The following is a 16846-nucleotide window of genomic DNA, read 5'->3' as shown; positions in this document are numbered from 1 at the left end:
ATGCGTTTAAAGCTTCTTTTTTTTTGTATTTCTTTCGTGCTTCTTTCTTGTGGCGAAAAAGTAATAGAGCCACCTGAAAATCTAATCTCTAAAGAAAAGATGGCTTCTATCCTATATGATATGGCGATTTTGAATAGTACAAAAGGTACTAGTCCAAGCCTTTTGAGCAAGAACAATATTGAGGTTATGCCTTTTATATTTAGAAAGTACGATATCGATAGTATTCAATTTACGCAAAGTGATGTGTATTATGCTTCAGTACCTCTAGAATATCAAGCCATATATGAAAATGTAGAGGCACGACTAGAAAATGAGGTTAAACTTTTAGAGGAGCAAAAAAAGCGAAAAAATGATAGTATTAAAAAGGCAAATGAGCAGCGCAGAGATAGTATAAAAAAGCCTAGTACTCTGCAGTTGAATGATTCTCTTTCAAAAAAGTAGCGGCACAAGAATTTATGGCAGCTGCTAAATTTTCGAATTTAAAATTGCTATCCTTTATTATTTTTTCATTGCTATAAATAGTAGTGGTATCAAATGAACTCGCAAGTTTTTTAGATAAGACCTGTTCGGAGCCGATGAGGTTAGATTTTAACCAATCAAGTCGCCATAAAATAGCCAAGAGTCCTTTTTTTAATAATAGTTTTGGGGCTTTCTTTTCTACCGCTTCGGCAATTTTTGTGAATGCCTCTTTATAAGTCAAATTTTCAGAGACAAGAATATAGTTTTCGTTTGTAATCTCAGAATCCATTAAGTTGACCATAGCGCCAACCACATCTTTAACGGTAACGAAACCGGTGCCTCCAGGGGGGTAGAACTTTAATCCCTCTGAAATCTTTTTAAAAAGACGACCGCTTCCATTGTCCCAAAATCCTGGACCAATGATAACCCCAGGATTAACGATAATGGTATTTATCCCTTCCTGTGAGCCACGCCAAACCTCCATTTCTGCCTGGTGTTTTGATAGTGCATAAATATTTGCAACAGAAGCATTGAATTCTTTAGTTTCGGCAACTGGTTTTTTATCTAAAGACTCCCCAATTGTGGCTATAGAACTCACATGGCACAGTTTTTCAACCTTGTGTTCAATGCAGAGGTTGACAAGGTTTGCTGTGCCTTCTGCATTAACTTTAAAGAGCTGTTTTCTTTTTTTTGGATCAAAGGAAATTAATGCGGCACAGTGGTATACTCTGGTAATTCCTTTAAAGGCTATGCTTAAAGAAGGTATGTCATTTATATCGGCTTTGACCCAATCAATTTCATTAAAGGTTTTATCAGGGGTATCGGTATAATACTCAAAAACCTTTCTGGTTAAAGCAATACGGTCTCCGTTTCGGTATATTGCTCTAATTCGAATTCTTTTACTAGCTAAATGAAACAGTAAATGTGAACCAACCAAACCAGTACCTCCTGTTACTAAAATCATTTGGCTAAGTTATCAATTGTAATATTCTTTTTAAGGTATTATTGTTACTTCTGGGGTTATTTCACTTAGTCGCCGCCCAGATTCAAATATAAACTCTACGGTAAAGGTTGTTGTAATTGTCTCGATTGGAAAGAAATTCAACTTTAGTGCAAAAAAAGATACTAAGGATTCATTTTCATAACCTTGTCGAACAGCTCCAGATTGAATTACCTCATTGAAACGGCTAAATCTATCCGCTGTAAAAATTTGAACATAACCGTTTCCAAACTCATTTGTAGGTAAAATCTCTGCAAATTCAAAAAGGGCCGAAACATCCTGATTGCCTATTTGGTTCTCATAAAAGTCTTCGCTAGATGTAATATTCACTTCAACTATATTATCTTCAAAAACAAAAGATGGGTCAACAGTTTTATTGCAATCAGGAGAGCGAAATAGTGCGTTTCTTTCCTGGGGCTCAAATTCGCTTAAACTTGGAGAATTTGGAATTATTATAATTGCATAAGCGCTTGAATTTATTATGCTTTGATTGGATGGTAATCTTAATTTCTCATCAGCTTCGTAGTTTAAAATTTCTAACTCTTCAATTTCGGCGGTAACTATTTCTGGACTTACATCTGGACAACAGGAAAAAATAAGGAGGGTAAAAAGACTATAAAGAAAATATTCAATCTTTTTCATGGGAGGCGTTTTTCTTTAAAATTAGGGTATTTTGGTTAAATTATTAGATATCAATAAGAGTTTGATTTTATATTTGTCACTCAATTTTAAATAAGTAAAATGACCAAAGATTTTGTTGAAGAGTTAACATGGCGAGGAATGGTGCATGATGTAATGCCGGGCACTGACAAACATCTGATGACTGAAATGCAATCTGCCTATTTGGGTATTGACCCTACCGCTGATTCATTACACATTGGCCATCTTGTTGGGGTTATGATGTTATGCCACTTTCAATCAGCAGGTCATAAACCTATTGCTTTGGTGGGTGGTGCAACCGGAATGATAGGTGATCCATCAGGAAAATCAGCGGAGCGAAATTTGTTGGACGAAAAAACTTTAAGATACAATCAAGAAGCGATTAAAAAACAACTTTCAAGATTTCTTGACTTTGATAACGCAAGTGCTAATGCAGCAATTTTGGTCAATAATTACGATTGGATGAAGGATTTTTCCTTTCTAGATTTCATTCGAGATGTAGGCAAACATATTACCGTAAATTATATGATGTCTAAAGACTCGGTAAAAAAAAGACTTTCTTCTGATGCCAAAGAAGGAATGTCTTTTACAGAATTTACGTATCAAATGGTACAAGGCTATGACTTTCTCCATTTGTATAATGCCCATAATTGCACATTGCAAATGGGTGGAAGCGATCAATGGGGAAATATTACGACAGGTACCGAACTTATCCGCCGTATTGGTGGTGGAAAAGGATACGCACTCACCTGTCCATTGATTACTAAGGCAGATGGCACAAAATTTGGAAAAACTGAGGGAGGAAATATTTGGTTGGATGCGGAACGGACCTCACCCTATAAATTTTACCAATATTGGTTGAATACGTCAGATGAAGATGCCGAGAAGTATATTAAGATATTTACTTTTTTATCAAAAGATGAGATAACCGATTTAGTTTCAAGTCATCGACAAGAACCCCATTTGCGGAGCTTGCAAAAAAAACTGGCCGAAGAAGTAACCAAAATGGTACATTCTCAAGAGGATTTAGACAACGCAATTAAAGCAAGTAACATTTTATTCGGAAAATCTACTTCTGAAGATTTAAAGCAATTGGATGAAAAGACGTTTTTAGATGTTTTTGACGGTGTGCCGCAGGCTGAAGTCGATAAATCTGAGTTAGATTCGGGGCTTGATATGATCGGTGCTTTGGCTGCCAAAACAGGATTTTTAGGATCAAATGGAGAAGCAAGACGTGAGTTAAAGCAGAACTCCATTTCGGTAAATAAAGAGAAAGTTAAAGAAGATTATCTTATCAAGGAGTCAGATTTAATCAATAACAAGTTTGTGCTATTGCAACGGGGTAAGAAAAATTATTTTGTTTTGGTTTTTAAGTGATAAGCAACACTTTTATATGCAAAGTATCTATTTATAAACCCATGAAGATGAAAAAAATACTGATTGTACTATTAACAATTGCTTTTATGTCTTGCACTAGTAATGATGATGATAGCGAACTACTCAATAGTGCATTAGTTGGCGAGTGGACGCTTGCCAGTGTAAGTTGTTTTTGCGCATTTCCTGACCCTCCAAACTTTAATTTGACTACAGTTACTTTTAGCAGTACAACTAACGAAATGAGTGTTTTAAATAGTGGTAATGAAGTGTATTTTAGAGAGGATGGCACCTATACTTTTTCAGGGGATGATACACGTATTACTTTTCAAAATGGTCAGTCCTTTGACATTGAAATAAGAGAAGATAGATTATTGCTTGTTTTTGTAGATTCTCCTGAAATTGCAGATGATGAGGTTAGCTATTCTTTTGTTAGAAACTGATTTATAAAGCCATTAAATTACACCCTCTAATATCAGAATGGTCAAACCTACCTAAAACTTCAAAGCTATCATCCTTATACGTTTTTCCTAAATCTTGGGTAGCAATAAAAGAGCAAGAATAACGATTGGCCAAATCAATGATATTGATGCCTCCGGTTTTTTCAACTTGTTGAATTTCCAATGGGTTTTCGGTATCCCTAGTTAAAATCTTCATCCATGGGGGAGATTTAAAAATGCCCCGGCCTTTTGAGTATGCTTGAGATAGTAGTTCGGTCATACCGTATTCTGAGTGTATGGCATCAACACCAAACCCCTTTTTTAACTTGTTGTGTAATTCATTTCTTATCATCTCTTTACGCCTGCCCTTCATGCCTCCAGTTTCCATAACAATGGTATGCCTAAGTGAGAAGGTATATTTTTCAACTAAATCTAGTAAAGCAAATGAGACCCCGATGAGTAGGGTTTTAGTACCCAGGCTTTCTAATTTTTCTAATTTAATCTTCAGTTCGCTCAGGTTATTTAAGTAAAAGCCGCTATCTGGGTGATTTGATTTTCGAATAAGGTCATCGACCATATATATCAACGAAGAACCTTTACGTTCTAAATAGGCCGGTAATAGAGCGAGAATGCAATAGTCTTGTACATCACCATAAAACGCTTTAAATCCGTTTAAGTAGCTTTTTTTGTAGATAGTGGTGTCCGCGATAAAGTGCTTGCTAGTGATAGCGCCGGTAGTTCTACTACTTTCAAAGATTATTTCAGTATTTTTTTTTGCAGTCAGTATTTTTTTGGACTTAAAAAATTGGATAGGTAAAAAGGGAATATCAGAGACTTGTTGTACACTATCCTCATTTCGTTTTAAATGCTCACAAAAAGTATGGTATACCCCATTGTATCGGTATTGAAATTTGAACGTTTTAAGTGCCAACGAATCAAATTCTTTTTGACTTTGAATATCAAAAAGGGTATCAATTTCAAAGTTTGCCATACAGCACAAAAATAACCAAATAAAAAGCCCCTAACAATCTTGTCAGAGGCTTTTAAATTGATTAGTATGGGTTATTATTTTATGACAAGTTTTCTTGTCATTGTTTTTTTATCTTCTGTTACCTGCAATACATAAACGCCCGGTACAAGTCTAGAAATATCTAGAGTATTCGTACTTATTTTATCGACCAAAACAAGTTCTCCAAAAACATCGTACACCTTAATATTCTTTTTGGCATTAGATGTTGTCGTAATATATATTTCTTCCCCATAAGCGGGGTTCGGATACATTTTAAAACCTTTTACTTGCGTTTCTTTTTCGTCGTTCACGGTAACCAATTCTTGTCCAAAAGATAGTAACGGCAAAATTACTAGTGCTATGAAGTAGATTTTTTTCATGTTCGAGATTTGGGATATCTGAAGTAAAATTACTGAAAGGCAGGGTGTTGGGCTATTTTATGTTGTGAAAGGGAGGGCATTGGTGGTGAGAACGATGAACAGTCAAAATCATCGATGAAGGAATGGTATTTCAATGACCATTTTTACTTAAGGCACTCCATTTTCAATGTAATTTGAACATTTCAATTTTTGATATCCAAGGAATTTCAGATTCAAGTAACAGAAGTTTTGTTGCTATGGAGCTTTTGGTTTTATTCCTAGGATGTTTTTGTATGAATCTCGCCCTGGTGTCGGTAAAGTTCAATTGGTATTCGTCATCAATATCTTTTTCTTTATCCGTCATAAAAGAAATTACCTTATCCGATGCGTTCCATATACCTTTTCCATATTTGTTTAGTACGGCTGGATTGCTTTTTTTACGATTGTTATATGCATGGAATAGAAACGTATAATCTGGCCTTAGTTCTAATCGATACCTAATGATATTGTTTTCATTGTTTAGTAATTCTAGGTAATATTTGCCAATGACCTCATCTTTTTGCGAAAACAAAAGAGAGCCGCACATAAGAAGTAAAATAAAACTTTGAATTTCATGAAGTGGTAAGAACTCCTATATGGTAATTTAGGAATTACTTGATAACTAATTTACGTGTAGCCATCTTATCTTTCTCCATAACACGAAGAATGTAAACACCTTTATCTAAATTGGATAGATTTAATTCTTTGCCTAGAATGGTGGTCTCTAGAACTTTTGTGCCTAGAACATCAAAGACTAAAATCTTTTTAGGGGCGTTTTGGGAAGTACTAATAAATATCTTTCCGTTGGTAACAGGATTCGGATACAATTTGAATCCGTCAATATCACCCTTGGCTTGGTTTTGAGAAAAACCAAACGAGCATACCATAAAGAAGATTACTAAGTAAAGTTGCTTCATATAAAGTATTGGTTACAAAGGGTATGCCACAAATATAAAAATTTGAAGAAGGAACGACCAGTGCTATGAAGATAAATCCCACACTTTTCGATGAACTGCACAAAAAAAGCCCCGCTAAGCGAGGCTTTAGTATGAAAAATCGATTTTTTAGTTAATTCCTACGGTCCAACCTGCTCCCCATGAAGCAACATCTGTACCTGTACCGTTACCTATTCCTGTAACTAAATCGCCTTCCGTGGCAGTTCCATCAATAGATGTATTGGAAACCACGTCAGTAAAAGTAACATCAGTAAAAGTTAGGTTAGACCCTATTTCTTGAGATGTAGGTGTAGAAGCTTCATCATCATCAACTGATATACCTGTGTTCTTACCTTCAATTAAAATGTTTGTAAAAGTACCTTGGGTACCAGCGCGCAATAAGAAACCTCTTGTGCTATCGTTAGAACCACTTTCACTTTTAATAGTGACATTGGTTACGGTAGGGTTAGAGAAAGAACCAGAAGCATTGGTGAAATCCGTATTAAAACCATCACACTCAAAAGCTTCATCTCCAATACCATTGCCTTGTAACACGTAAGCATTGGTTATTGTACCGTTGTAACCTTCCGTCCAGTCAATAGAATCATCTTGTGCATTAACAACGGCCACAAAGTTTGCATTAACTGTTCCTCCAAAAAATTCAACACCATCGTCAGCACCTTCAAAAGCTTGTATATATTCAATTGTCGTTCCATTACCTACACCATAAAAGGAGAAGCCATTATTTTCTGATTGCCCGTCTGCAGCACCACCCGAGTATTGTACGCGTACATATCTTAAAATACCAGAATTGTCATCTGCTACGTTGCCTCCGTATGGTAAATTTCCAATTTCTGAGGTCGCTGTAGAAGTTCCTGTTACAGAGTTTACTGGTGCTCTACCTAACAAAATAATACCACCCCAATCACCAGCAGAAGGAGCTGTTGAATTAGATGTGAAAATAATTGGATTAGAAGCCGTTCCTTCAGCCATAATTTGAGCTCCTTGCTCAATAGCTAAATAAACATTAGGTCCTGCTTCTGCTTTAATAATTGTTCCAGGCTCTATAGTTAAGGTTACCCCAGATGCAACAATAGTTGCGCCAGTTAGCATATATTCAACATCAGCCTCTAATGTAGTATCTTCCGTGATAGATCCAGATGCAGGAGTTAAAACCACAGTGTCTTCTTCGGTTGTAGTTCCTTGATTATTGTTTACTGTAGTAACACTGTTATCGTTAATTACAATATCGGAAGTGTCATCACGCTCACAAGAAGCAAATACTGCTAAAGCAATACCAAATACTAAAAATTTATTTCTCATCGTTTTAAGTTTAAAAAGTAATTATTATGGTTTTTTAAAATTTGTATTTCAAAGTAATTCCTACGTTTATTCCAAGATTATATTCTCTAATCACAACATCGCCGTCGCCAGTATTTTCCCTAAGTAAGGTAATATCTGGATTCAATAGATTGCTAGCACTTAGGTTAGCTTCAAAATGCTCTCCAAATGGATTTTTCCAAATAAAATTTAGTGTTGGAACAGCTTTTTCTACAATGTTTCCTAAAGAACCCGCACCTAAGGCAGAGATTCTGTCAGAGAAGTATGAAAACACCAAAGTTGCTTTCGGGCTATAATTTTCAAATACTGGGCTATAATTTAAATCTGCATTTATGATGAAAGGAGATGCCCCCTGTAGTTCATCAGAACTTCTGTCGAAAGTGGTGCCGAATGTATTTGCCTCACCAGCCTCAATATTTCTTAAATCTTGATTAGTTCTTGTATAAGCTGCATTTATACCAAGGGAAAGGGTTGTTTTTTCCTCGGCATTGGTGATTAGATTTTTTCTTGCCTCTACTTCTAAACCAATTACTTCTGCTTGATTCCCTGTACGGAAAAGACGTTGCGTACCGGTAGCATCGGCTGCAATAACCCTATTCACAGGATTTTTAATTAGTTTTCCGAAAGCGGCTATGGATAAAATCTCACCTCGTTCCATAAACCACTCATATTTGAGGTCAAAGTTGTAGATTTTAGAGAAATTTACGCCATCCCCATTCTTACCTCCGAACAGATCGGGGTTTCCACCAAAGCGCTGTGTAACACCTTCGTAGACAAAGGGAGCTACTTCTTTAAATTCTGGAAAAGAGACGGTATTACTAAATGCAAACCTTAAATTGGCATCTTCATTTAGTTTATACCTCATATTTAAACTGGGAAGGAAAATATTTTCATAAACATTTCTAAACCCAGGGTCAGAAGGCGGAAGATTGATTACGTCATATTGAATTTGCTGACTTACCGATTCTGCCCTAATACCAGGGACAATCAAAAATTTATCATTAAGGCTTAATTCTGCCATTAGATAACCAGCATGGATATCAAGTTTTCCGGTATACGTATTATCTGGCAGACCAGGTCTGTTTACGGCACCTATGTCGTTGTTTATCGGGTTTAAGTTTCTTATTTCATAAAGCGCCCCTTCTACACCAGCTAAACTGCTATTTTCAATGGTGAAAAAATCATCAAAGTTGTTGACGTCGGTAACTGGTGTAGTTCGGTCAAAGATTCTATAGCCATAACGAATACTCTTAAAGTTACGTTCTTTGGTTCTGCCGTTATAGCCAAATTTTAATACTGTTTTTTCAGATAATTGGTTGCTTAAATTGATAAAGCTATTGAACTCTTCGTCTTCAATGTTTTGAAAGAAACGTTGATTTTCGAAAGCTGTATTCGTAAAAAACACAGGATTGGTATTTGGGTCATCATCCAAGGCAAATTGGTAATTCTCTAGGGTAATACGTTTTCTATCCGGTTCATCCGAAAAAACCTTGTTATAACCAGTGCCCCAGTCCAACTTCCATTTTTCGTTAAAACGATGCTGACCTGTAAGTTGGTTCACAAAAATCATATCCTGATTGAACTGAATATTTGAAACGAAAAAACCATTGTCAGAAGTTATACCATCACGGTTGAATCCTTGTCCATCTACTCCAAAAAAGCTTACCGCATCTTTGGCGCTGTTTATGAATAATGAGCTGTATTTAATCTTATTCTCGTTATTTATTTTATAAACAATGTTTCCGAGTGCCGTAGTAGTTGTTTTATATGCGTACTCTGCGGTATTCGGAAAGTCAAACTTTAGTACATTGGTAAAATCTCTTGCCGGGCCTTGTAAAAACTCATAGCCATTGCCAAAACTTGCGGTGCCAAAAAAGCTCAATCGCGATTCATCATTTAGATTGATAGAGTAACCTCCCTCGATTGAACCATTAATGTTAATAGGTGCAGACATACTTTCTGGGTCTACTCCGTGAGATAGAATTACAGCAAATGGATTGTTGTTGTACCTATTGTAGAAACCAAAGAAGCTAGTTCCCTCGCTCTGTAAAAAGTCTTCACCAATGGCATTACTGTTAATACCACTACCTAAAGAGACAGATAAATAACCATCACCTGTATATTCTTTGGAGTCTATATTAACGTTACCTGCCGCAAAATCCCCGTAAAAATCAGAGTTATATGCCTTGCTTACAGCTACATTTTCTATAATACTTGACGAGAATAAGTTTAAATCGATGTTCTTTTTATTGACATCGTTGGAAGGAAGTGATAAGCCGTTCATTGTTGTGTTTTGGTAGCGATCACCAAGACCACGTACATAAACGTTACTTGAACCCTGTTGTTTTGAGATTCCGGATATTTGCGCTACGGCACCCGCGGCATCATCTATTCCTTTTAAGGTCAATGCCTCTGCACTTATGGCTTCTTGAAGAACGACAGCATTTTTTTGTTCTAAAAGCAAGGCAATTTCAGAATCTTTTCTGGCAGAAGTAGTAATCACCACTTCATCTAATGCAAAACCCTGAGAAGCACTCATGGGTACATTGATTGTAGTAACTTTATCCGCAACTACTGCTACATTAGGTATCTCAACAGTTTCGTAACCTAAATAACTATACTGAACTGTGTAAACACCTGCCTCTAGATTCGCAATTTCGTACAAACCATCAAAATCTGATGTTGTTCCTATTGTTGTTCCTTTAATTAGAACATTTGCAAAAGGTAATGGTTCTTCGTTTAATTCTTTGTCGGTAAGTTTACCAATAATACTACCTGTTCCTTGCGAAAGCACAGTTGTAGTGAATATTAATACTAATATGGTAAAAACGTTTTTCATTGTACGGTTTGTGGTTTAACGCTGCGCAAAGAAAGACATGTGTTGTAAAAGCTGTGTAAGGCGTAGGTTAAGAGTTTATTTTAAAAGTATTACCATAATGTTATCACATTAAATCAACGTTAAGAGATCAAAGTGTAATTGTATTATATTTACATTTGGGTAAACAACAAAGAAAAAACCATCCCGCGAAATAAGCTTTTACAGTGAATTATTTAGACGATAAAAAGTTGAGGCGAATTGCATCTGATCGGTTTCTAACACAAATTTATAACAGATGAAAACCAGTGATATTAGAATACTTTTGGTTGATGATGAACCAGATATTCTTGAAATTGTAAGTTATAATCTCGCTTCTGAAGGGTATGAAGTATTTACGGCCAAGAATGGTGTGGAAGGTGTCGCAAAAGCCAAAAAAAAACATCCCCACCTCATTATCTTAGATGTTATGATGCCTGAGATGGATGGTATCGAGGCCTGTGAAATTATGCGGAACACCCCTGGTTTAGAAAACTCGATTATCACCTTTCTTACAGCACGTGGCGAAGATTATTCTCAAGTTGCCGGTTTTGATGCTGGCGCAGACGATTATATTACCAAACCTATTAAACCGAAAGTACTTGTCAGTAAAGTGAAGGCCCTTTTGCGAAGGTTGAAAGAGGATAAAGAAGATGCTGAGGATATCGTGAAAGTAGGTAATATCGTCATTAATAGAGAAGAGTATAAGATTGTAAATGATGGCAAAGAAATTATCTTGCCAAGAAAAGAGTTTGAGCTTTTAGCATTGCTTACATCTAAACCTAGTAAAGTATTTAAGAGAGAGGTTATTCTTGATAAGGTCTGGGGAAATGAAGTTGTTGTCGGGGGTAGAACAATAGATGTTCATATTCGTAAACTAAGAGAGAAAATAGGAGACCATCACTTTAAAACTGTGAAAGGGGTAGGGTATAAGTTTGTTCTATAATGGCTATTAAGCTTAAAAAGTCATATAGATTTGCCCTGCGTTCCTCGCTATATATTTCAATCCTTCTTACGGCATCACTTTTACTGGTTTTCTGGATAACCGACAGTTTAGATTGGAAACAATTGTTGCTTTTTCTGCCTATTTCTTTCCTGATTCCTTTCATTATTATTCAGACTAGGGTAGAACGCTTTATCTACCGCCGAGTAAAGAAAATATATGATGATGTTTCCTTACTGGAATCTTCTTCGTTTTCTTCAAGACCGGTAACCACCGATATGAAAACCTTAACTGAAGAGATTGGCAAATTTGCGAAGGATAAGAAGGTGGAAATAGACACACTCAAGATTCGAGAAGAATATAGAAAAGACTTTTTAGGTAATGTGTCGCATGAATTAAAGACACCTTTATTTACGGTACAAGGCTATATTTTAACACTTTTAGATGGTGCGCTAAAAGACAATAAAGTAAACGAAAAATACCTTAAAAGGGCGAGCAAAGGGGTAGAACGCCTAATCTATATAGTTAAGGACCTTGACTTGATTACAAAATTGGAAGTAGGCGATTTAAACCTTGAGAAAGAAGAGTTTGATATTATTGAGCTTATCAAGAATGTGTTTGAACTTTTAGAAATGAAGGCTGCTAAAAAACACATTACGTTGACATTTGATATGGCGTATGCCAACCCTATTTATGTGTTGGGTGATGACGAAAAAATTCAACAGGTTTTAACAAACCTATTGGTCAACTCTATCAAATATGGGCACGAAAATGGCACTACTGAGGTTAGCGTAGAAAATCTCATTAAAAACAAAGTTATTATAAGGGTGACAGACAACGGAGAAGGCATTTCAAGAGAACATATACCAAGACTTTTTGAGCGATTTTACAGAGTTGATAAAACAGGTAATAGAGACGTTGGAGGTTCTGGCTTGGGCTTATCTATAGTAAAGCACATTATAGAAGCTCACGGTGAAAAAATTTATGTGGAAAGTGAAGAAGATGTTGGTTCTGAGTTTTCTTTTACCTTAGAAAAAGTATCTAAGCGAGATTAGCCCCCTAAAACAGTTCATTCTTATTGCTCTTGATAGTCGAGTCGTTTTAGATTTGATTAGTTTTGCCAAAAATTAAACAGTTGTTTTGGGAAGCAAGAATAAACTAAAGCGTTTTGCTGAAAATGAAACATTTTCGAATGTAATTCAACCTACTAGAGATGAAATTTTAAAGGGCTTTGAATTCAAGGGCAAATGGAGTTCATTTTTTAAAAATGAGAAGCCTATTGTATTGGAATTGGGTTGTGGTAAGGGAGAATATACCGTTGGTCTTGCAAGATTAAACCCCAATAGAAATTATATTGGAATTGATATCAAAGGAGCCCGTTTTTGGCGTGGTGCCAAAACGTCAATTGAAGAAAATATAAATAATGTTGCCTTTGTTAGAACACAAATAGAATTGGTAGACCAGCTATTTGAAAAGGATGAAGTTTCAGAGATATGGATAACTTTTCCGGATCCTCAAATAAAGTATAAAAGAACCAAACATAGAATGACCAATGAGGTCTTCCTTAAAAAATATCAAAAGATTTTAAAGCCGAACGGCATAATGCATCTTAAAACAGATAGCGAGTTTATGCACGGCTATACACTTGGGGTACTTCATGGCTTAAATCATGAGGTTCTTTATGCAAATCACGATGTTTATAAAAACGAGGGCAGCCCCCAAGAAGTCTTAAAAATTCAGACTTTCTATGAAAATCAGTATCTTGAAAAGGGAAAACCAATAACCTATATCCAGTTTAGGATAACAAACTAAATGACACAACTGCTAACGCTTTTTTTAGCTACTTTTTCTGCTGCTTTTTTGGCTTCGGCCCCACCGGGGCTACTAAATGTAAATGCAGCAAAAACTAGTGTAGAAAAAGGGAAATCCAATGGTATTATTTTTGGATTAGGAGTCGCTCTAATGGTCATGTTACAAGTATACTTGGCCGTTAGAATAGCCAAATACCTTTTAAGAAACCCAGAAGTAATAGCAATGTTATTACAACTAGCCATAGTTGTATTTGGGGTACTTGCTATCTTTTTCTTTTTCAAGGCTAAGAAATCAAACAGCGAACCATTACAATTTGTTGAAGGTAAGAAGAGAAGCAGTTTTAGTAAGGGTCTGTTTTTAGCCGCAATAAACCTGTTGACCGTGCCCTATTATAGCGGATTGAACACCCTATTTAATTCACAAGGGTTTATGGATTATGAAATAATCGATGAGGTTATCTTTATTTTAGCGGCAGGTTTGGGTACTTTTTTGGTGATGTATTTGTACGTGTTTTATTTTAATAAAATGGAACGCAAATCAAACCGTTTTTCTAAAAATTCGAATTATATCTTGAGTGGCTTAATGTTGGTTTTACTTTGTATAACCCTAATACGTGTTTTTTATCATTAAATGGAAGAGAAAAACTTTTTCGATAAGGTTTACGAGGTGGCACAACAAATTCCTTATGGTCGTGTAACCTCCTATGGTGCCATTGCGAAATATTTGGGTGCGGCACGCAGCGCTAGAATGGTGGGTTGGGCCATGAACAATTCACTTACGAAAGATGTACCTGCGCATCGCGTTGTGAATAGAGTGGGTTTGCTTACAGGCAAACAACACTTTGACGGTACTAATCTGATGCAACAACTATTGGAAAATGAGGGTATTCAAGTTGAAAATAATCAAATTATTGATTTTCAAAAACATTTTTGGGACCCTGGTAAAGAATTAGAATCTTTCTACTAATAAAGGAGACTTATTATACCATCTTCATTTTCAATCTACCAACTTCTTAATCTGAGGCCTACGCCGTATCTTTGTAATTTAGAATCAATTTAAACGACTGTGCTTTTATAAGCTCAGAATCACAAGACAAATTTGATTAATGAAGATAGATAAGAAAGAAGTTTTAAAAGCTCTTGAGAATATTACCGTTCCTGGTGAAGGCGAAAATATGATTGAAAGTGGTGCGGTTACCAACGTTCAGGTTTTTGGCGATGAGGTAGAAGTAGATTTAACAATAAAAAATCCTAGTCTGCAGGCCCGCAAAAAAACCGAAGTTGAGATTTTAAAAATTATCCATGAAAAGGTATATACGAAGGCTAAGATTAAGGTAAACCTAAAGGTAGAGGCTGCAACAAAACCGAAGGTCAATGAAATTAAAGGGAAACCAATACCAGGTATACAAAGTATTATAGCTGTCGCCTCAGGCAAAGGAGGGGTTGGTAAATCTACTGTCACGGCGAATCTGGCCGTTACATTGGCTAAAATGGGTTTTAATGTGGGTGTTTTAGATACTGATATTTATGGACCTTCTATGCCCATAATGTTCGACGTTGCTTTAGAAAAACCACTTTCTATCAATGTTGATGGTAAAAATAAAATGAAACCTGTAGAGAATTATGGTGTTAAATTATTATCCATCGGCTTTTTTACGCAGCCAAATCAGGCCGTGATCTGGAGAGGCCCCATGGCATCGAAGGCTCTAAATCAAATGATTTTTGATGCACATTGGGGAGAACTTGATTTTTTATTATTGGATCTGCCCCCAGGTACCGGAGATATTCATTTGAGTATCATGCAGTCACTTCCTGTGACCGGTGCAGTTGTAGTTAGCACTCCACAGGAGATTGCTTTGGCAGATGCAAGAAAAGGCGTAGCAATGTTTCAGCAAGAGGCAATTAATGTGCCGGTTCTAGGGATTATAGAAAACATGGCGTATTTCACACCAGAAGAACTGCCCGAGAACAAATACCATATCTTTGGTAAAGATGGAGCAAAGCATTTGGCCGAAGATTTGAAAGTTCCGTTTTTAGGGGAGGTTCCTTTGGTTCAAAGTATTAGGGAAGCAGGAGATGTAGGAAGACCGGCTGCATTGCAAACCGCTACAACGACCGAAGTAGCTTTTGAGGAATTGACCAAAAATGTAGTGCAGGAATTGGTGAATAGAAATACGGCTTTACCACCAACGGAAGCAATTAAAATCACAACAATGGCAGGCTGTGCCGCTGTTAAAAAATAATTCTTATGACATCAGAAGAAGTAAGATTAAATGTAGAAAAAGCATTAGAAGAAATTCGTCCTTTTTTGCAAAGTGATGGAGGGGATATTTCTTTGATATCTATCGATAATGATACATCGGTAAAAGTAAAATTAGAAGGTAACTGTATCGGTTGTAGTGTTAATCAAATGACATTGAAAAGCGGTGTTGAGATGACCATCAAAAAATATGTGCCTCAAATTGAAGAAGTAATAAACCTTAGTTAAATCGTATAAGTCATAGTTTTCCATAGACTACACTACTTAGTTTTGACCAATTCTAAGAGATTTTCATGATTAAAACAGATATATTGATAATTGGCGCGGGCCCAACTGGGCTTTTTGCTGTTTTTGAAGCTGGACTTTTAAAACTAAAATGCCATCTTATTGATGCACTACCCCAAGCAGGTGGGCAATGTTCAGAGATATACCCTAAGAAACCAATTTATGATATTCCAGGTTTTCCTGAAGTATTAGCAGGAGATTTGGTGGATAATTTAATGGAACAAATAAAGCCTTTTCAGCCTGGCTTTACACTTGGGGAACGCGCAGAAACGATAGAAAGGTTAGCCGATGATTCTTTTGTAATAACTACAACAAAAGGAACAAAGCATAATGCCCCAATTGTTGCAATTGCAGGAGGCTTGGGCAGTTTTGAGCCACGTAAACCAAAATTGGAAAATCTTGACTTTTTTGAGGATAACGGAGTAGCTTATATTATTAAAGACCCAGAAGTTTATCGAGATAAAAAAGTACTAATTGCTGGCGGTGGAGATTCTGCTTTAGACTGGTCCATTTTTTTAGCTGATGTTGCTGCTGAGGTTACTTTAATTCATCGTAGAAATGAATTTAGGGGAGCATTAGATTCAGTTGAAAAAGTGCAAGAGCTTAAAAATGCTGGTAATATAAATCTAATTACACCGGCCGAAGTTGTTGAACTAAAAGGAGAAAATAGTTTAGAAAGTGTTGTAGTTCAAAAAACTGATACAAAAGAGAACATTGAGGTTCAAGTAGATAATTTTATTCCACTTTTTGGGCTTTCGCCGAAATTGGGACCAATTGGGGATTGGGGATTAGAAATTGAAAAAAACGCAATAAAAGTAGATAACACCCTAGATTATCAAACGAATATCCCTGGAATTTATGCCATAGGCGATGTAAACACTTATCCAGGAAAATTGAAATTGATACTTTGTGGTTTCCATGAAGCTACATTAATGTGCCAAAGTGCCTATCAACGTATTTTTCCGGATAAGAAGTATGTTATGAAATATACTACAGTAGGGGGTGTAACTGGCTTTGATGGAAGTAAAAAAGAAGCACCTAAAGCGGTAGTAAAAACAATTGATTAATTAATAACGA

Annotated in this window: 19 protein-coding genes; 11 read left to right on the top strand and 8 right to left on the bottom strand. The window is 36.2% G+C overall.

Features of this window, described 5'->3' with window-relative positions; genetic code table 11:
* Positions 1-441 carry a DUF4296 domain-containing protein gene (locus tag ACFSQJ_RS06010; RefSeq protein ID WP_377766050.1) on the top strand — a complete coding sequence of 147 codons (441 nt, stop codon included), beginning with the start codon at positions 1-3 and terminating at the stop codon, positions 439-441.
* On the opposite strand, the gene ACFSQJ_RS06005 is transcribed toward ACFSQJ_RS06010, so the two are convergent.
* On the bottom strand, positions 401-1423 hold the full coding sequence (locus tag ACFSQJ_RS06005) for an NAD-dependent epimerase/dehydratase family protein (protein WP_377766049.1): 1023 nt from the start codon (positions 1421-1423) through the stop codon (positions 401-403). The two genes, ACFSQJ_RS06010 and ACFSQJ_RS06005, sit on opposite strands and share 41 nt — an antisense overlap.
* A gap of 30 nt (positions 1424-1453) precedes the next feature.
* A complete protein-coding gene (locus tag ACFSQJ_RS06000; RefSeq protein WP_377766048.1) occupies positions 1454-2101 on the bottom strand; it encodes a hypothetical protein in 648 nt (215 codons plus the stop codon).
* Positions 2102-2200: 99 nt separating this feature from the next.
* Between ACFSQJ_RS06000 and tyrS the strand changes: the two genes are divergently transcribed.
* Both tyrS and ACFSQJ_RS05990 read left to right on the top strand, forming a co-directional pair.
* Complete coding sequence (gene tyrS / locus ACFSQJ_RS05995) at positions 2201-3496, top strand: tyrosine--tRNA ligase (protein WP_377766047.1); 1296 nt, start codon at positions 2201-2203, stop codon at positions 3494-3496.
* A gap of 47 nt (positions 3497-3543) precedes the next feature.
* Positions 3544-3936 carry a lipocalin family protein gene (locus ACFSQJ_RS05990; RefSeq protein ID WP_377766046.1) on the top strand — a complete coding sequence of 131 codons (393 nt, stop codon included), beginning with the start codon at positions 3544-3546 and terminating at the stop codon, positions 3934-3936.
* 1 nt (position 3937) lies between these two features.
* On the opposite strand, the gene ACFSQJ_RS05985 is transcribed toward ACFSQJ_RS05990, so the two are convergent.
* From ACFSQJ_RS05985 to ACFSQJ_RS05960, 6 genes are all read right to left on the bottom strand, one after another.
* Positions 3938-4924, bottom strand: a complete 987-nt coding sequence (locus tag ACFSQJ_RS05985) for a LuxE/PaaK family acyltransferase (RefSeq protein ID WP_377766045.1) — start codon at positions 4922-4924, stop codon at positions 3938-3940.
* Positions 4925-4998: 74 nt separating this feature from the next.
* Positions 4999-5322, bottom strand: coding sequence for a T9SS type A sorting domain-containing protein (locus ACFSQJ_RS05980; RefSeq protein ID WP_377766044.1), 324 nt, complete (start codon positions 5320-5322; stop codon positions 4999-5001).
* Between the two features lie 163 nt (positions 5323-5485).
* On the bottom strand, positions 5486-5887 hold the full coding sequence (locus tag ACFSQJ_RS05975; RefSeq protein WP_377766043.1) for a hypothetical protein: 402 nt from the start codon (positions 5885-5887) through the stop codon (positions 5486-5488).
* 64 nt (positions 5888-5951) lie between these two features.
* Entirely contained in the window at positions 5952-6257 is a 306-nt protein-coding gene (locus ACFSQJ_RS05970; RefSeq protein WP_377766042.1) for a T9SS type A sorting domain-containing protein, read from the bottom strand.
* Positions 6258-6404: 147 nt separating this feature from the next.
* Positions 6405-7598, bottom strand: coding sequence for a multidrug transporter (locus ACFSQJ_RS05965; RefSeq protein WP_377766041.1), 1194 nt, complete (start codon positions 7596-7598; stop codon positions 6405-6407).
* 34 nt (positions 7599-7632) lie between these two features.
* Positions 7633-10455, bottom strand: coding sequence for a TonB-dependent receptor (locus tag ACFSQJ_RS05960; RefSeq protein ID WP_377766040.1), 2823 nt, complete (start codon positions 10453-10455; stop codon positions 7633-7635).
* 274 nt (positions 10456-10729) lie between these two features.
* On the opposite strand from ACFSQJ_RS05960, the gene ACFSQJ_RS05955 reads away from it, so the two are divergent.
* The 8 genes from ACFSQJ_RS05955 (at position 10730) to ACFSQJ_RS05920 (ending at position 16836) form a co-directional block, all read left to right on the top strand.
* Positions 10730-11416: a response regulator transcription factor gene (locus ACFSQJ_RS05955; protein ID WP_377766039.1), complete on the top strand. Its 687-nt coding sequence runs from the start codon at positions 10730-10732 to the stop codon at positions 11414-11416.
* Positions 11416-12468, top strand: coding sequence for a sensor histidine kinase (locus tag ACFSQJ_RS05950; protein WP_377766038.1), 1053 nt, complete (start codon positions 11416-11418; stop codon positions 12466-12468). Before ACFSQJ_RS05955 ends, ACFSQJ_RS05950 begins: the two co-directional genes overlap by 1 nt.
* 85 nt (positions 12469-12553) lie before the next feature.
* Positions 12554-13225: a tRNA (guanosine(46)-N7)-methyltransferase TrmB gene (gene trmB, locus ACFSQJ_RS05945; protein WP_377766037.1), complete on the top strand. Its 672-nt coding sequence runs from the start codon at positions 12554-12556 to the stop codon at positions 13223-13225.
* Positions 13226-13855, top strand: coding sequence for a LysE family transporter (locus ACFSQJ_RS05940; protein WP_377766036.1), 630 nt, complete (start codon positions 13226-13228; stop codon positions 13853-13855). It begins immediately after the preceding gene.
* Positions 13856-14191 carry an MGMT family protein gene (locus ACFSQJ_RS05935; RefSeq protein ID WP_377766035.1) on the top strand — a complete coding sequence of 112 codons (336 nt, stop codon included), beginning with the start codon at positions 13856-13858 and terminating at the stop codon, positions 14189-14191. It abuts the gene before it with no gap.
* Between the two features lie 139 nt (positions 14192-14330).
* Positions 14331-15467 carry an Mrp/NBP35 family ATP-binding protein gene (locus ACFSQJ_RS05930; protein WP_377766034.1) on the top strand — a complete coding sequence of 379 codons (1137 nt, stop codon included), beginning with the start codon at positions 14331-14333 and terminating at the stop codon, positions 15465-15467.
* A gap of 5 nt (positions 15468-15472) precedes the next feature.
* Positions 15473-15712 carry a NifU family protein gene (locus tag ACFSQJ_RS05925; RefSeq protein WP_377766033.1) on the top strand — a complete coding sequence of 80 codons (240 nt, stop codon included), beginning with the start codon at positions 15473-15475 and terminating at the stop codon, positions 15710-15712.
* A gap of 65 nt (positions 15713-15777) precedes the next feature.
* A complete protein-coding gene (locus ACFSQJ_RS05920; RefSeq protein WP_377766032.1) occupies positions 15778-16836 on the top strand; it encodes an NAD(P)/FAD-dependent oxidoreductase in 1059 nt (352 codons plus the stop codon).
* Positions 16837-16846 lie beyond the last annotated feature (10 nt).

Origin of the sequence: Croceitalea marina (genome assembly GCF_042684265.1) — a bacterium.
Classification (GTDB): Bacteria; Bacteroidota; Bacteroidia; order Flavobacteriales; family Flavobacteriaceae; genus Croceitalea; species Croceitalea marina.
Note: the sequence above shows the minus strand (reverse complement) of the source record. Positions and strands in the feature narration are given on the sequence as shown.

Coding starts and splice junctions, on each gene's coding strand:
- ACFSQJ_RS05970 (WP_377766042.1), bottom strand. CDS start 6,257: ATGAAGCAACTTTACTTAGTAATCTTCTTTATGGTATGCTCGTTTGGT.
- ACFSQJ_RS05950 (WP_377766038.1), top strand. CDS start 11,416: ATGGCTATTAAGCTTAAAAAGTCATATAGATTTGCCCTGCGTTCCTCG.
- ACFSQJ_RS05980 (WP_377766044.1), bottom strand. CDS start 5,322: ATGAAAAAAATCTACTTCATAGCACTAGTAATTTTGCCGTTACTATCT.
- ACFSQJ_RS05925 (WP_377766033.1), top strand. CDS start 15,473: ATGACATCAGAAGAAGTAAGATTAAATGTAGAAAAAGCATTAGAAGAA.
- ACFSQJ_RS05960 (WP_377766040.1), bottom strand. CDS start 10,455: ATGAAAAACGTTTTTACCATATTAGTATTAATATTCACTACAACTGTG.
- ACFSQJ_RS05920 (WP_377766032.1), top strand. CDS start 15,778: ATGATTAAAACAGATATATTGATAATTGGCGCGGGCCCAACTGGGCTT.
- ACFSQJ_RS05955 (WP_377766039.1), top strand. CDS start 10,730: ATGAAAACCAGTGATATTAGAATACTTTTGGTTGATGATGAACCAGAT.
- ACFSQJ_RS05975 (WP_377766043.1), bottom strand. CDS start 5,887: ATGTGCGGCTCTCTTTTGTTTTCGCAAAAAGATGAGGTCATTGGCAAA.
- ACFSQJ_RS06010 (WP_377766050.1), top strand. CDS start 1: ATGCGTTTAAAGCTTCTTTTTTTTTGTATTTCTTTCGTGCTTCTTTCT.
- ACFSQJ_RS06005 (WP_377766049.1), bottom strand. CDS start 1,423: ATGATTTTAGTAACAGGAGGTACTGGTTTGGTTGGTTCACATTTACTG.
- ACFSQJ_RS05930 (WP_377766034.1), top strand. CDS start 14,331: ATGAAGATAGATAAGAAAGAAGTTTTAAAAGCTCTTGAGAATATTACC.
- ACFSQJ_RS05990 (WP_377766046.1), top strand. CDS start 3,544: ATGAAAAAAATACTGATTGTACTATTAACAATTGCTTTTATGTCTTGC.
- tyrS (WP_377766047.1), top strand. CDS start 2,201: ATGACCAAAGATTTTGTTGAAGAGTTAACATGGCGAGGAATGGTGCAT.
- ACFSQJ_RS05935 (WP_377766035.1), top strand. CDS start 13,856: ATGGAAGAGAAAAACTTTTTCGATAAGGTTTACGAGGTGGCACAACAA.
- ACFSQJ_RS05985 (WP_377766045.1), bottom strand. CDS start 4,924: ATGGCAAACTTTGAAATTGATACCCTTTTTGATATTCAAAGTCAAAAA.
- ACFSQJ_RS06000 (WP_377766048.1), bottom strand. CDS start 2,101: ATGAAAAAGATTGAATATTTTCTTTATAGTCTTTTTACCCTCCTTATT.
- ACFSQJ_RS05965 (WP_377766041.1), bottom strand. CDS start 7,598: ATGAGAAATAAATTTTTAGTATTTGGTATTGCTTTAGCAGTATTTGCT.
- ACFSQJ_RS05940 (WP_377766036.1), top strand. CDS start 13,226: ATGACACAACTGCTAACGCTTTTTTTAGCTACTTTTTCTGCTGCTTTT.